The following is a 14,125-nucleotide window of genomic DNA, read 5'->3' as shown; positions in this document are numbered from 1 at the left end:
GCGTGATGACAACGATATTCACATGGCCGGCACTGCGTTTTTAAAGGGCGTCGGCTACGGTCGGCGCTATCCTTCCCCGCCCTGAAGGACGGGGCTTGCCGCGCCTTTTGGTCAACCACTGATAGGCTACTTGCCTGAATAAAGCTGGGATCGGCAGCGCAGCCTCAATGCTAGCCTAGTAAGGCTGTGTTTTTGTGCGAAGCCATGCCTGTTCCTAAGAAGAAAACTTCTAAAGCCCGCAGTCGCAGGCGCTACGCCGTCTGGCTGGGCAAAGCTAAGCTCCAGGCCCAGCGAGCCATGACCATTGGGCGCGCCATTCTCAGCGGTCGCAACACCGGTTTCTACTATCCCAAAGCTAAGTCTGAAGAGGATGAGGAAGAATAGAGGCTTGCTGCAGGGATCCCGGTGTCTGCGCGAGTGATTACACTGGACTAGAGCTGTGCTCCCCTGAAAGCGGTTTTGCTGCCCCTGTAGTCTTGCTCCTCCATAGGTTGCATGCGCTCGTTGACCTCCCTCACCTACTACCAACGGCTGGGTCTGTCTCCAGGGGCATCTCCTGAGGCCATCCGGCGGGCCTACCGGCAATTGAGCAAGCGCTACCATCCCGATACTTCTCCCCTGGCTCCGGAAGTGGCCATTCGCTGCTTCCAAGAGTTGCAGGAGGCCTACCTTGTCCTTAGCAACCCGGCGAAACGGGCCATCTACGATGCCAGCTTACGGACGGTGACCGCCAACACGGGATCTCTGGGCATGCCGGGATCCCTTGGTGCCGATTCTCTAGAGCTGCGTATGGAAACCCGCCCACTTTCGGCTGGCGAGCTGTGTGCCCTGCTGCTGATGGGATCCACCCTAGTCGTGTGTTTGCTACTGGCAGGTGTCCTCGCTTGGCTGCGAGAGAGTGGGGCAAGCTGATTCTGCGAGCATTTCCTGCCCTCTTCGGTAGGACATTGGGATCGAGTTTTCGGATTCTGGATCAGGAGTGCTTGAATGAACATAGCCCGTTGACTCTAGGGTTTGATTGCGTTTCTTGAATCTCGCCATGCCTTTGCCTCCTGCAACCACGCCCCTGTACAATCACCCGCTCCACACCATCGAACGCTGGCTGGAGGATCAGGGCTGCACCCGCGATCCGCAGGATGTGGAGCAGTGGTTTTGCGAACGGCCTGGCTGGAAAGCCATTTTGCGCCTGGAAGAAACCAGCATTTGGGTGCGATACACCTACCCAGACGGCAACACGAAAACTTTATCTTTTCCCTATTCCCTCAGCCGGCAAGACGTAGAACAGGCCATTTTTGAGAGTTAGCCGAGCCATGCGCGTTCTCCAGTTGCCTGCCCTGCGCGATAACTACATCTACCTGCTCCACAATCCCGACACTGCAACAGCAGCCGTGGTGGATCCGGCAGTGGCTGAGCCCGTGTTGGAAAAGCTGGCCGAGCTGGGGGCGGAGTTGGTGGCCATTTTCAACACCCACCACCACCACGACCACGTGGGGGGCAACCGACAGCTTTTGGAGCGCTATCCCCGTGCCAGAGTCTATGGCAGCCAGGTGGATCGGGGGCGGATCCCTGGCCAGACGGTGGAGCTCAAGGCAGGGGAAACAGTGGAGTTTGCGGGTCGGCTAGCAAAGGTGCTGTTTGTGCCCGGCCATACCCGCGGCCATATTGCCTACTACTTTTCCGAGAGTGGGGATCTCTTCTGTGGCGATACCCTGTTTGCCGGGGGATGCGGGCGGCTGTTTGAAGGCACGCCGGAGCAGATGGTGGGATCCCTGGATCAACTGCGCCAGTTGCCGGAAGCCACACGGGTGTGGTGTGCCCACGAATACACCTTGAACAATCTCAGGTTTGCCCTGACAGTGGATGGAGACAACCCCGACCTGCAGGCGCGTTATCAGCAGGTGGCTGCCCTGCGCCAGACGGGATCCCCGACTGTCCCCAGCACCATTGGCGAGGAACGCCGCACCAATCCCTTCTTGCGCTGGGATCAGCCGGCTTTGCAGGCAGCCACCGGAGCTCAGGATCCGGTGCGGGTTTTTGCCCGGCTGCGAGGTATGAAGGATCAGTTCTAGCGCTGTTTGTAAAGTTTGCTTTCTCCTGGGAGAGCGAGGGCATACTGTCGGTGGGACTGCCTAGCTATTCCCCAAAGTCCTATGTCTTGTCCTGAGTGTCCGGCTCTGCCTACCTTTTGGCAGGAGTCAGGGCGTCTGTTTCTCTGGCTGCCCACCCCTCACACCCAGCGCAAGGTGGTGCGGCTTCTGGAGGCTAAGGAGGGGATCCCAGCCCCCCTTTCGGTTCAACTTTTGGAAAACCTTGGCCTGGCGGTTTCCATTGCCCAGGGGGCCCTCAAGAAAACCCTAGAAGGAATGGCCGAGGTTCTTTCGCAGCAGGAGATGCGGGCCAGCCGCGCTCTGTTTTTGGCCGGAGATAGGGATCCCTGTTGGCAGGATTGCGCCCGGGTGGAGTTGTTGCAGGAGTTGTTCCACCGCACTCAGGCCGAGCTGTTGCTGGAAGTGTTGGCAGAAAGCCGGCTCACCACCTACTTTCAGCCCATTGTCCAGGCGCGGGATCCCGCTTTTGTGGTGGGCCATGAGGCGCTGGTGCGAGGACTGGACAAGGAAGGGCGGTTGATCAACGCGGGTTTGCTCTTTGCTATGGCTCGGGAAGCCCATTTGCTCTACCAGCTGGACTTGGCCGCCCGCCGCACGGCCATTGCCGCGGCCATGCAGCACCACTTGCAGGGGGATCTCTTTATCAACTTCAGCCCCACTGCCATCTGCGACCCGGCTTTTTGCCTGCGCTATACTGTCTGGGCTATTAACCGCGCCGGGATCCCGCCCCAGCGGGTGGTGTTTGAGGTCAATGAGTCTGACCGCAGCCCCGATTTGAACCATTTGCAGCGGATTTTGCACTTCTATCGGCAGGCAGGCTTTCGGGTGGCTTTGGATGATTTGGGGGCTGGCTATGGATCCCTGAACCTGCTGCACCAGCTGCGGCCAGACATGATCAAGTTGGATGGAGAGCTCATTCGCGGGGTGGACCGGGATCCCTACAAGGCGGTGATTGCCCAAAAGCTGCTGGAGCTGGCCCAAGACCTGGGGATCACCACGCTAGCGGAAGGGATCGAGACTGCGGGGGAGCTACAGTGGGTTTGCGAACACGGCGTGGATCTGGTGCAGGGCTTTTTCATTGCCCAGCCCCAGCCTGTCCCGCTACAGCCAGCAGGATAGCCGCTCCCACAGCTTGAGCAGCCACTGAGAAGGCTACCAGACCTGGAAGGGAGAAATCATAAAGCACCCCCATCAGGGCGCTGCCCAAAAACCAGGCCAGGCCGTAGACGCTGGTAAACAGGCCGAAGGCAAAGCCCCTCGTCTGGGGGGTCACCATGCTGGCTACTGCCGCCTTCATGACCGATTCCTGAGCGCCCAAGCCAATGCCCCAGAGCACCATGCCCAGCACCGTCAGAGCATAGGTGCCGGAAAAGGCTAGAGGCGCAAAGCCGGCAGATAGCACCACTGCCCCCAGCAGGCTCCACAGCCCCACGCGGTCAAACAGCCAGCCACAGCCCAGGGCTGCTAGGGCATCCACCCCCATGGCCAGGGCATAGAGCAAAGGGATCCCTGCCCCATCGCTCCCTGACGGTTGTTGCAGATGCAGGGCAATGAGGGGAAAATCCGCAAACCCCATAGCCACACAGGCTGCTGCCAAAAGATACAGCCAGAAAACTTTGGGCAAGCCTTTTGCCGAGGTCATCTCCGGCTCCGGCTCGAAGTCTCGTGGGCTGGGATAGAGCCATTGCGCTAGCCCCAAAGCCGCCAGCCCCACCGCTGCCGGGATCCCCAAGGCCAAAAACGCGCCCCGGAAGCCATATCCCGCTCCTAGCATGGCTGCCACCAGCAGCGGCCCTGCCACTGCCCCAATTTGATCTAGGGTCTCGTGCAGGCCAAACCCCAAGCCCCGTCCCACCTGCAGGGCTGCATGAGAAAGCAACACGTCCCGCGGCGGGGTGCGGATCCCTTTGCCGGTCCGCTCGGCCAAGAGCAGCACGGCGGCCCAAGGCCAACTGCCCACCCAGGCCAAAGCCGGGATCACCGCCGTGTTGATGACATAGCCCAAGGTGGTGAGCTGCCAGTGCCCCCGACTGCGGTGCAAGGGATCCCTGCCCAGCTGGTCGCTCCAATAGCCCACCCCCAACCGCAAGCCATAGGCCAATAGCTCCCCCCCGCCGGCCACCAGGCCCACCACCGTGCCGCTGGCCCCTAGGGATCCCAAAAAAGCCCCAGAAATGCTGCGGGCTCCTTCGTAGGTGGCATCGGCACACAAGCTGACGATCCCCAGAAGGAGGATAAAGCGCCAGGCAGAAGGGATCATGTCCGGCTCCATAGATTCAGTACAAGCATCAACAGCAGCAGCTCGTTACGTCCATGGCTAGAATCCATAGATAGAAGAGTAAGGGCAAAGAGAGCTTCAGAAGAGTCTTCATCTAGCCGGGAGCAACTGCCGGCCCAGGAGAACCTAGAGCTGAGCAGGTCTTGTTCTCCTTTGTTTGCCTCGAACAGAATCGAGCTTCCCCTGTCCTTCTGGTAAGAGGAGAGAAGCAATGGCCGCTAAAAGAGTGCTTTTTAAGCTAGCCTGTTTTCTCTTGGGTATCTGTCCGATTTCAATAGCTATTGCTCAGCAGGCATTCTTAAACGCTGAGTATCTCATATTTGCTTTACCCGAAAATATTGAGCGAGTTCGTTTTCAAAATGGCCAGTATCAGAGAGGCTCTAGCCCTCTCGAAGAAGGGTTCCTAAGAGTAAGCCTCGAAAAGCTAGCGCCTGCCGATCTTAACAACGATGGGCTTCAGGATGTAGTGGCGATTGCATTAAGTAATACAGGAGGGAATGCTTTCTGGACAACCTTATCTGGGCTGTTGGGCGGCAGCAAAAAACCTACGCCCCTGGAGCCTGTGTACCTCGGCGATGGGGTTGTAGTTAACAATGTTTCAGTTGCCCGTGACTCTGGAGGAAAGGCTGAGGTCTGCTTAGATATGCTTGCCCATGGCCCCGAGGATCCCAGTTGTTGCCCTACCAAGAAAGAAAAAAGGTGCTTCACCCTGGCCGAAAACCGGTGGATACCTCGGAGAGCTAAATAACCTCTACTTTGGTCGGCTAATGACCTGCCCAGGACTTCCTTGAGGAGATTCGACCAGAATTACAGGAATAGAGCTGGTCTCCAGAACGGCTTGGGAGGTGGATCCCACTAGCACTTGTTCCCAGCCGCGGTGCCCCCGCTTGCCCATGACGATGTCGGTTACCTGCCGCTCCTGGGCTATGTTTACAATGGTCTCCGCCAAGGGCCCGGAAGCCAGGCAGAACTGGTGGCGAATATCCGCCAAAAGGCGCTGGGCAAGCTGGCGCAACTGTTCCACCCCTTTCCCCTGCAGCTCATCGGTAACATGCAGCACAATCACTTCCCCATCCACCCGCCGCGCCAAATCGGCTGCCTTGCGCAACACCGCCTCGGCTAGGGGAGAGGTATCCACCGCTGCCAAAAAGCTCACCTTGCCTTGGCTGCCCACTTTGGTGGGATCCACCTCTCCTTTTTCCAAAAGCCGGGGGGCGCAAACCTGGGTCAGCCAAGCGCCCAGGGGAGCGGTAACCAGAATTGACAAAGCCGCCAAGGCCAAAATGATCTCCCCACCGGGGATCCCTTGGGCCAAAGGGATCCCACCAATAGCCGCCTGTACCGTCGCCTTGGCCATGTTGCCCGGCAGCAAAAACAGCCGCTCCCGCCAGGTCCAGTTGCTCCCCAGGGTGGAAAGCCACCAACCTAAGCCCCGCCCCAGCAGCAGGCTCAAGGTCAAGAGCAGCAAGCCCGGCCAGAACACGGATCCCAGCACCCCCAGATCCAGCGACGCTCCCAGTAGCACAAACAACACGATCTCCGCCACCGTCCAGAGGGCATCGAACCCACCTCGCAGCCGCCGCGCCAAAGGGGCATCCAGCTCAATCAGAAAAAACCCCATGGCCATCACCGCCAGATAGCCGGAAAAATAGGGCCACACCTGCGGTGCCAGCACCAGCCCCAGGGCCATACAGGCAGCCAGCAGCGCTTCCTGGACGCTGTTGCGGGTCCAGTTTTGTTGGGTTAGCAGCGACACCAGAACCCGCGCCCCCAGGTAGCCTATGGCTATGCCCAGCAGGATCTCCATCACCACCTGGAACGGCAGCCACTGCAGCGGCGACAGCTCCAGGCTTCCCAAGCGAACGCTCGCGGCGGATCCTTGGCCCAAAAAGCTGAGCAGCAGGCTAAACCCCAACAACAGCAGTACGTCGGAAAGGGCGCTGCCGGTCAAAATGGCATCCGGGATCCCTTTGGTTACTCCCCAGCCCAAACTCTTGAGGCGCAACATCCCCGGCACGATCACAGCCGGCGACTCTGCCCCGATCACACAGCCCAGCAGCAAACCGGTAGGCCAGTCTAACCCCAGGATCCCAGTGCTCAACAGGGCCACTGCCACCGCCTCGCAGGCTGCCGGCAAAAACCCCAGCCGCAACGCCACGGATCCCTGCTGGGCCAGCTTCTCCCGATCCAGCCCCAGGCCCGCCTTCATCAAAATGATCATCACCGCCACCACCCGCAGATCCCCCGCCGCTGCCAGCACCTCCGGGGATAGGACATCTCCCAGCAAGATCCCCACGAGGATCATCCCCAGCAGGGGGGGCATCCCCAGCCGACCCACGATTTGGCCGACAAAAAAGCCCATGACCAGGATCCACAGCCAACTGCCCAGCATCACCAGATCCTCATCTCCTTGTCGTCAGGGTGTTGAAGGGCAGCCCAGGGAGAAAAAGCCATCCGCGTCAGGAGTGGGAGCACCATCGCGTCCGCAGGGTGGGGCCTCAAACAAAGCCAAAGACCCCTACCCCCTGGACTTGCCCAGAAGTGTAGGAGTCATCAGCCTCAGCTTTTGAGGTTAGAACCCTCTTCCTCTATAGAAAAATTCCAAGTGAGGCGGTTGCGGTGAACTCCATCACCGGTTGCCGGAGCAAGGCTCAAAAGCCGACCGGCAACTGATCCCGCTTGCAGGGTATCATGCTTTCTCTTCCACAACAACTAGGCGATAGGGGCAATCTGGACGGCCAATGGAGCGGTAGAAATCCCGGCAGACATTGTCGGTAAAGCGATCGCTGAGGCCGCGGGTTACCTGCTGCACCACTTGACGGGCCACTCGACAAACCAACTTGCGAGGCAAAACCTGCAAAAACTTAGGCAAAGCCAGCCCAATCTCCAGATGAAGAGACCAGTGAACACGAGTTGTGGGCAGGTCTTTCAGGGATCCCTGCAGCTCCTCCAGCTGGAAATCGGCTTGGCAGCTGACCCGGTAAGGCATTCCTTCATCGCCGGGCAACTCAATCGAGGTCAGACAAAACCGGTAATCTTTATCCGGCCAGATCTTGACCCCAAAACTGGGCTCCAGCTCAAACCCCAGCCCGCCCATGCGGAAAAACTGCAACCTGTAAGTCTCGGCAGACAAAGCTTCCACCTGCAATGGCCTGAAGCACCGCTGGATCCACTGGGCATGGCCTCTCAGGTAACGGGCCAAGGTCTCCCGATCGGTTTCCAGATCCACTTGGCCACAGCGCGCGGCTTGTAAATCCAGGTGGGCTTTGTCCAGGGAGGGATCCCAAGAGGACGGAGAGGGATCTGCGGGAGCACCGCCTTCGGGGGACATGGCCCTTTCACTTGGCGGAACGGCGGGCTTGGAGCTGGCGATAGACATCCCTAACATCTACCTGATAGTGAGCAAGGGCCACGAGGCAGTGGTACCAGAGGTCGGCCATCTCGCGGGCCAAAGCCACGCGGTCTTGATCCTTAGCCGCCATCACCACCTCAGCCGTCTCCTCGCCAAGTTTCTTCAAAATGGCATTTTCCCCCTTGGCTAGCAAGCTGCTGGTGTAGGAGTCGGGACGGGGATCTGCCTGGCGGGCCTTGACCACGGCAAACACCTGCGACAGGGTATCGGCTGCTGGAAGGGGATCCCCTTGCAAAGGGCGAAAGAAACAGCTCCGCGCTCCTGTGTGGCACGCTGCATCCCCCACCTGCTCCACCAGGATGACCAGGGCGTCGCCGTCGCAGTCGTAGCGGATTTGTTTGACCCACTGCACATGGCCAGAAGTTTCCCCCTTGGGCCACAACGCCTGCCGCGAGCGGCTCCAAAACCAGGTGCGGCCTGTTTCCAGGGTTTTTTGCAGCGATTCCCGGTTCATCCAGGCCATCATCAGCACTGTTCCGTCCAGGTAGTCCTGCACGATGGCCGGGATCAGGCCCTGTTCGTTGTAGCTGAGGCTGCCCAGCCAGGTGATCTCCTCGGGCAGAAGCGATCGAGGGGGATCCGAGGAAGGGTTGAAGGCCAGAGCAGCAACCATAGAGCAGCGACCTGAAAAACCGCATTGAGAGCAGGATAACAGAACCAGCCCTCGCCAAGATATCCTTGACAACCTCAGCCAAGGGGTACCAGTTCCCGTGCCGCCAGGGACAGGACCACCTCTTCTCCCTCACCGGCCAGAGTCACCAGCCAGCGGTCGCGGTTTTCACGGGTGAGGAAGATCCCCAGCCTCCCCTTAACAGAAGGAGGATACAACAGCCGTACCCACATGCCCGGCTCGAGCTGGGCAGCCGACCGCAGGGGATCAGCCGGGTTGCCGAGAATCCGCTTCTCCATTACCCAGGTCGCCCCAGGGTTCTCGGCCCCCCCTTCAGCAGCAGATGTCATGACCTCCCTCAGCACACCTCTCCTAAGCACCACCGGCAGGGTAAACAGCAAACTTAGCCCCCAGGGCTAGAGGCAAGCCGGACTTCTTCGGCCAGGATAGACCCTCTGTTGCGGAATGGCTGTATCGCAGATTACCGACTTAACCCGGAGGTCGGGCTGGGAGCACCGGTGTGGGGTTGGACAGAAGCGCTGGGCAGCAGCTTACGCTCCGGCTTGCGCTCTAGGAGCAAGGCTGACCGTTCCAAGCGCGTATCCACCAGTACCGAGGGAGAGGCCAAGTTAACGCGCTCCAGCAGACGCCGCAGCAGTTGAGCATCGAGGATGTCCACCCCTTGGCGGGCTGTCGCCGTTCCGGCCACCAGGGGGGTAGGGGTGGCTGGAAGGGGGGATCCCATCTCACTGCGCTCAGGTGCAGCCAGCACCAATTCCGCCATTGCCTGGGCCAGCTCTTGACCATACACCCCATCAGGGCCCGAAGGGAGTAGATCCAGCCGTCCCTGCTGAGTGGCCAGGTGGCTCAACCCCAGTTGCACCGCCACCACCGCCGCCCCCCGATCCCCCCGCCTCAACGTGCGTTGGCCGGCCAGAATGCTCTTGAGTTGGGCTTTGGCCGCCTCTTGCTCGCTGCCGGGCAAAAGTTGCACCAGCCCCTCCAGCCGATCTCCCTCAGAGCCAGCCTTGGCCTCGGGATGGGGATCCTCCCGCCAAAGGCGAGTCAGGTCGTAGAGCAAAATGGCATGGGGCACAGGACGGCTAGGCTGATGGGGAGCAGCATGGCCCGTGCCCAAGATCTGCCCCTGGTAGACCAGCGACGTGCTAAAGCCAGAGTCCAGCAGCACGGCTTCCCGGATCCCGGTTTTGGGCAAAATACGGGCCAGGATGGCGGCGTTGACGTGGGTTTTGGTAACTCCGATCACCACCCGCTCCTGGTCATCTACCCCAAAGAAAGCTCTGGGGCGAAACTCAGCAGCGCTGGCAAGGCGGAACGAGTTGATCTCCGCCGGAGAGAGGGCATGGCCATCCTTGACCAGCCACAGACCAGCCACAAACAGATCTGTGACATCCGGCATCAACTGGCGAATGTTCTCCAAGCGGGTCATCGTATCGGGGTCGAAGGGCACAAAGCGGATGCGATCCCTGCCCAGCAGCACCAAGGGGCGACCGCGCACCACCTTGTCGTCTTCGGGGCGACCGGGGATGAAGGTCTTGTGGTTGGCAGCCATCACCGGCCCCACCATGACATTGCTGGCAGAGTTGATCCAAGGGATGGAGAAGAAGCTGCCATTGATGCCGGCATCGGCCTGGTAGCGCTGGGCCAGGGTGCTGACCTCGTAGCGCCGCTCCGCATGCACTGTGGCTGCCCGTCCGCCGCGGATGGTGAGCACCCGCACCCCGTCAATGATCTCGTCGGTCAGAGCCAGAGGCTGCGTCACATCCAGCCAGTAGTCGAGGCTGCGGCTGAGGCTAAAGGTGCGGGCGCCAATGATGGCCTCGGTGATGCGAAACTGGTTAAAGCGTCGCACCTCCAGCAAGTTGGGCGATTGTCCTGTAAAACCGGGATCCATCGTAAAAGACATCCGGTAACCGGCATCGGCCAGGTATTGCTTCACCCGCTCGTCCCGGTTGCCTTCGGGATAGGCAAAGTAGTGGATGGGGTGGCCCAGCTCCTGCTCCAGCTTGGTCTTGCAGTCGAACACTTCCCGCCGCAGACGGGCATCGTCTAGCACCCGCAGGTCAGGGGGATGGGTGACGGTGTGGGCGGCAAAGTCGATCAGCCCGCTGGCATCCATCTCCCGCATTTGATCCCAGGTGAAGTGATCCTTGCTGGTGGGCACGCCGACAAAGCCGGTTTGCACAAAGTAGGTGGCGGGGTAGTTGTACTCCTTCAAAAGGGGGTAGGCGTTCTCGTACAGGCCCAGGTAGGCGTCGTCAAAAGTGAGCAAAATGGCTTTTTCGGGCAAGGGATCCCCGTCCCGCAGGTGTTTGTACAGTTGGTCGATGTGGATGGGGGTCAACCCCGCCTGCTTAATGGCCTCAAAGTGTTGCCGCAGCTCCGCCGCCGTAGTGTCGAACCAGACCTGCTTGCGGCCAGCCACCACATCGTGATACATGATGGCGGGCACATAAGAAAGGCTGGCCAAGGGATCCAAAGCAAAGGGATCCCGCTCCAGTTGGGTCTCTAAGGAGATGGGCAAGCGCTGTTGAGCCGCTTTAGCGTGGGCGCGGGGGGCAGGGATCTCCGCTAGAGGTGGCGAGAGCCCCGGCAGGCGGCTGACCCAGTCGGGATGAGCAGTTGCCCAGGCCACCAGGGCCCCAGCCCCAAATCCCAGCAGGATCACCAGCAAGCTTAAGAAGGGGAGTAACCTCGGTCGAGACTTGGCCAGCGGACGTCGAGAGGAAGAGGAAAAGCTTTGTCGTGGAGTGGGCGAGGGGTACGGCTGGGATCCCCTTGCTGACCCAAAGCCTGCATGGCCTTGGGGCATCGACCCTCCCAAGCGCGTCGGCTGTCGTCGAGATGTCATGGCCTCACTCCCCACTCCCAATTGCAAAAGCTCAGCCCTCGCCGGAACGCCTTTTCCTACCCAAAGCCCACCCCCAGGACAGCAGGAAAAGGCAGCCTTCCAGGCAACGGCAAAACCAACGCCAGCCTACCACCCCATCCTCAGGTTGGGGATAGGGGAGAAGTCGCCGCATGCTTTCTACAGGGATCCCTCGTTGAAATTGTTTGAACCAGAACGGCCTGGACGGGTGGCCTGAAAGAACCCAGAACCTCCCAGGAAGCCGCCCGCTACTCAAGGGTGCTTAGCAGATTGGACTCGGCAATGCTGACGATCTTGCCTCCCATTTGGGTGATCCGTTTCACTTCTTGGGAAAGGCGGCTGAAGGGCACTTTGTACTCGACAACGCTTCTGCGCACGCCTCCTCCCACGAGGCCGGATACCTTGATGGTGAAGATTTTATCGCTATTGGGCAGCCCTCCTTCTGAGCTGCTGGCCTGAGCAACCTCTGGTTCTGGAGCCGATGCCACCTGAGGCGCCGTGGCGACGCTCTCCCGCTCCAGGAGTAGCCGCCAGCTGCGGGGATAGGCAGGCGCCAAACGATAGACCACCTTATAGGAGCCGGCTATGTGGTCATCCTCGGCCTCCACCTTCACCACAGTTCCCGCTGGAATGTCCAGCTTGGCCCCCTTAGACATGACTTTAATTCCCGGCCAATTGGTGGGCACATCCGTCAGCAGCTCGACCTCAAAGGCTTGATCCCCCAACAACAACTTGGCCATCTCAACAACTCCGTTTTGCTCAGCACTCAGTGGCGAGAGAGCCGCTCACAGCCACAGCTTTACCGTCAGACATTCTACCGCTGCCAGGTGCCCACCAGAAGCTTCCCGCTGGCATGGGTCAGCTGACGTCCTCCCTTCAACGAATTGAGGGAGATCACTGATGTCCTCCCATTCTAGAATTGGGGTGTTGTAGATTTGTTAAGCAGCTGTAGATTTATTGCGGAGGTAGAGGGAGCGCCATGAACCTGTTGAGCTTGGCCTTGCCGGATCTGTCGGCAGCTTCGGATGGGTTAGCCGCCACCTTGCAGCCCGTAGCCCAGTTTTTTGCCGGCCTTAACTTGCCCCAACCCATTGTGCAATGGGGTCACCCCTTGATGATGGGGATCGTGGTGGTGGTGATGGGCAGCTTTGTCGGCCTGACTGGGTGGCGAGGACGGGCCTTGCGTCTGGCAGCCGCCTCCACAGCGCCAGAGGGATCCCTGCCGGAAGCGGCCCAGAAGCCTCTGCTTGACCACCGCAAATTGGCCCCCTGGATGGCCACCTTCATTGCCTTGGGCTACACTGGCGGCCTTCTTTCTCTGGTGATGCAAGGGAAGCCCCTGTTGAGCAGCCCCCATTTTTGGACGGGATCCCTGGTGTTGCTGTTGTTGGCGGTGAATGGAGCTTTGTCCCTCAGCGGCTTTGGGGGCAACCGCGCTGCTTTGCGCACCACCCATGCCTATGTGGGCAGCCTCATTCTATGTGTACTGTTTGCCCATGCCCTGCTTGGGCTCAAGCTGGGTTTGTCGTTGTGAGTGGCAGTAGGCTTCCCTCTGCCTGGGCAGGAACTAGCGATAAGGCTGCAGGGATTGCAGCAGGTGGAGCACGGTGAAAATGCCGATACCCAGCAGGACGACGGATCCCACCAGGTAGCTGCTGGCATTGGAGCGCTGCTCTTCCAAGAGGGCTTCAGGGGATTTGGGGGCAATCATAAACCTTTCCCCAGAAAGGGGTTTTCGGATCACGGGATCCCCTGCCTCAAAACGCACCTGCCCCATGGTAAACGTCATCGCATCCACCGGAATCACCCATTCCTTATAGATAAAAGCTCGGGTGGAGCGATTTTCTGTTCTCACTCCGGAAAGGTAGCGCTTGAGATTGAAGTTGAACCGGCTGGGCCCTTTTCCTGGAAAAATATGCTCATCCACAACCGACATAGCCTCTATCTCCGCACCTGTGGGATCCACCGTCACCCTTCCAGTTTCGTCTTCGATGAAAAAAGGGATCTGGCGAACCACCGAGTGAAGGGTTTCGTCTCTCGTTCTCGTCTCTCTTTCAAGGAGATATTCCCGACCTGTGCTCGGATCGTAATACACGTTGGCGTAGTGTTTTTGGGGAGAGCTTACTTCGGAAAACGGCGATTTTTGAGGATAGCCTGGAGAGCCAAGCTGCTGGGGGTAGTCGGGGTAACCAGGCTTTTTCTGGAAAGAACCGGAACCGGGGTAGCCAGGGTTGGGCTTTTGTGGAAAAGAATTAGAGTAGTCGGGATCAACCCTTTTCTGAAAAGAACCGGAGTCAGAGTAGCCCAAGCCGGGCTTTTTCCCGACCATCTCCCCCGGATAGGATTTTGCTCGGGATCCCAAGCGTAGAGCGTTCTGATATTCGCCTTCGCTGATCCGTTCGCTATACGCTACATCGCCTTGGCTATTCAAATACCTTCGATAGCATTCGATCTCGTCATACTCCCAAGAGATCTCAGACTTGTAGTAGACGCAAGGCTGTCGCGAAAGTTCCGATACCAAAGGCCGATCGCACACAACCCTGCCGTAAACTTGAGCCAAGTTTGCTCCTTTTGCCTGGGGGTTGGTCTGACCGAGATGGCGAAGCTCGGCTATCTTGAGCAACCGAGTTGCAGAGAGCTGTTGAACCAACCTTTGGGAGCGCAAATACTCAACAAACGAAAACAGAGAGGCAGGAAGACAAAGCAGACCAAGCAGCATCAGCCAGTTCATAAAGGCCTTCCTTTCCGGGGGTGGGAGTGAAGTTGGCCTCATGCTAGCAGTTACCTGTGAAACAGGATTTAAGAGAAGTTTAAGGCAATCCCGAAT

The 14,125-nt window shown here is 59.2% G+C and carries 15 protein-coding genes and 1 riboswitch; of the genes, 7 read left to right on the top strand and 8 right to left on the bottom strand.

All coding sequences use genetic code 11. The features are described 5' to 3' along the window. The first annotated feature begins 204 nt into the window (after window positions 1-204). The 5 genes from NW828_RS06305 to NW828_RS06285 all read left to right on the top strand — a co-directional run bounded on the left by NW828_RS06305 (window position 205) and on the right by NW828_RS06285 (window position 3,227). Window positions 205-384 (top strand): 50S ribosomal protein L32, encoded by a 180-nt coding sequence (locus NW828_RS06305; RefSeq protein ID WP_011431820.1) that lies wholly within the window; start codon window positions 205-207, stop codon window positions 382-384. A gap of 111 nt (window positions 385-495) precedes the next feature. Further along, window positions 496-912, top strand: coding sequence for a J domain-containing protein (locus NW828_RS06300; RefSeq protein WP_414382534.1), 417 nt, complete (start codon window positions 496-498; stop codon window positions 910-912). Between the two features lie 127 nt (window positions 913-1,039). After that, window positions 1,040-1,303 (top strand): DUF3143 domain-containing protein, encoded by a 264-nt coding sequence (locus tag NW828_RS06295; protein ID WP_011431822.1) that lies wholly within the window; start codon window positions 1,040-1,042, stop codon window positions 1,301-1,303. Window positions 1,304-1,310: 7 nt separating this feature from the next. After that, window positions 1,311-2,069, top strand: a complete 759-nt coding sequence (gene gloB / locus NW828_RS06290; RefSeq protein ID WP_414351175.1) for a hydroxyacylglutathione hydrolase — start codon at window positions 1,311-1,313, stop codon at window positions 2,067-2,069. Window positions 2,070-2,150: 81 nt separating this feature from the next. Beyond that, complete coding sequence (locus NW828_RS06285) at window positions 2,151-3,227, top strand: EAL domain-containing protein (protein WP_414382531.1); 1,077 nt, start codon at window positions 2,151-2,153, stop codon at window positions 3,225-3,227. Here NW828_RS06285 and NW828_RS06280 read toward each other — a convergent pair. Then, the gene (locus NW828_RS06280; RefSeq protein ID WP_414382528.1) at window positions 3,184-4,368 is read right to left on the bottom strand and encodes an MFS transporter; all 1,185 of its coding nucleotides are present in this window, start codon (window positions 4,366-4,368) and stop codon (window positions 3,184-3,186) included. The two genes, NW828_RS06285 and NW828_RS06280, sit on opposite strands and share 44 nt — an antisense overlap. A gap of 229 nt (window positions 4,369-4,597) precedes the next feature. Here NW828_RS06280 and NW828_RS06275 point away from each other — a divergent pair, with 229 nt between their 5' ends. Then, window positions 4,598-5,134 (top strand): hypothetical protein, encoded by a 537-nt coding sequence (locus tag NW828_RS06275; RefSeq protein ID WP_414382525.1) that lies wholly within the window; start codon window positions 4,598-4,600, stop codon window positions 5,132-5,134. A gap of 3 nt (window positions 5,135-5,137) precedes the next feature. Here the strand turns inward: NW828_RS06275 and NW828_RS06270 are convergent, their stop codons facing one another. From NW828_RS06270 to NW828_RS06245, 6 genes are all read right to left on the bottom strand, one after another. Beyond that, window positions 5,138-6,778, bottom strand: a complete 1,641-nt coding sequence (locus NW828_RS06270; RefSeq protein WP_414382522.1) for a cation:proton antiporter — start codon at window positions 6,776-6,778, stop codon at window positions 5,138-5,140. Between the two features lie 145 nt (window positions 6,779-6,923). After that, window positions 6,924-7,029: riboswitch (Fluoride riboswitch) on the bottom strand. A gap of 46 nt (window positions 7,030-7,075) precedes the next feature. Next, window positions 7,076-7,717, bottom strand: coding sequence for a DUF1997 domain-containing protein (locus tag NW828_RS06265; protein WP_414382520.1), 642 nt, complete (start codon window positions 7,715-7,717; stop codon window positions 7,076-7,078). A 7-nt stretch (window positions 7,718-7,724) separates the two neighbouring features. Continuing rightward, window positions 7,725-8,411, bottom strand: coding sequence for a bifunctional phosphoribosyl-AMP cyclohydrolase/phosphoribosyl-ATP diphosphatase HisIE (gene hisIE / locus NW828_RS06260; protein WP_414382518.1), 687 nt, complete (start codon window positions 8,409-8,411; stop codon window positions 7,725-7,727). A gap of 74 nt (window positions 8,412-8,485) precedes the next feature. Next, window positions 8,486-8,758 (bottom strand): hypothetical protein, encoded by a 273-nt coding sequence (locus NW828_RS06255; protein WP_414382516.1) that lies wholly within the window; start codon window positions 8,756-8,758, stop codon window positions 8,486-8,488. A gap of 131 nt (window positions 8,759-8,889) precedes the next feature. Further along, window positions 8,890-11,280 (bottom strand): polysaccharide deacetylase family protein, encoded by a 2,391-nt coding sequence (locus NW828_RS06250; RefSeq protein WP_414382513.1) that lies wholly within the window; start codon window positions 11,278-11,280, stop codon window positions 8,890-8,892. Between the two features lie 266 nt (window positions 11,281-11,546). Further along, window positions 11,547-12,038, bottom strand: coding sequence for a phycobilisome linker polypeptide (locus NW828_RS06245; protein WP_414382511.1), 492 nt, complete (start codon window positions 12,036-12,038; stop codon window positions 11,547-11,549). A gap of 239 nt (window positions 12,039-12,277) precedes the next feature. Here NW828_RS06245 and NW828_RS06240 point away from each other — a divergent pair, with 239 nt between their 5' ends. After that, a complete protein-coding gene (locus tag NW828_RS06240) occupies window positions 12,278-12,832 on the top strand; it encodes a DUF4079 domain-containing protein (RefSeq protein ID WP_011431843.1) in 555 nt (184 codons plus the stop codon). A 33-nt stretch (window positions 12,833-12,865) separates the two neighbouring features. On the opposite strand, the gene NW828_RS06235 is transcribed toward NW828_RS06240, so the two are convergent. Next, a complete protein-coding gene (locus NW828_RS06235; RefSeq protein WP_414382510.1) occupies window positions 12,866-13,858 on the bottom strand; it encodes an E3 ubiquitin ligase family protein in 993 nt (330 codons plus the stop codon). Between the last annotated feature and the right edge of the window lie 267 nt (window positions 13,859-14,125).

It is taken from the genome of Synechococcus sp. W55.2 (assembly GCF_047461635.1).
GTDB lineage: Bacteria > Cyanobacteriota > Cyanobacteriia > Thermostichales > Thermostichaceae > Thermostichus.
The sequence above is the reverse complement of the archived record's forward strand: the minus strand, read 5'-3'. Positions and strand labels throughout refer to the sequence as shown.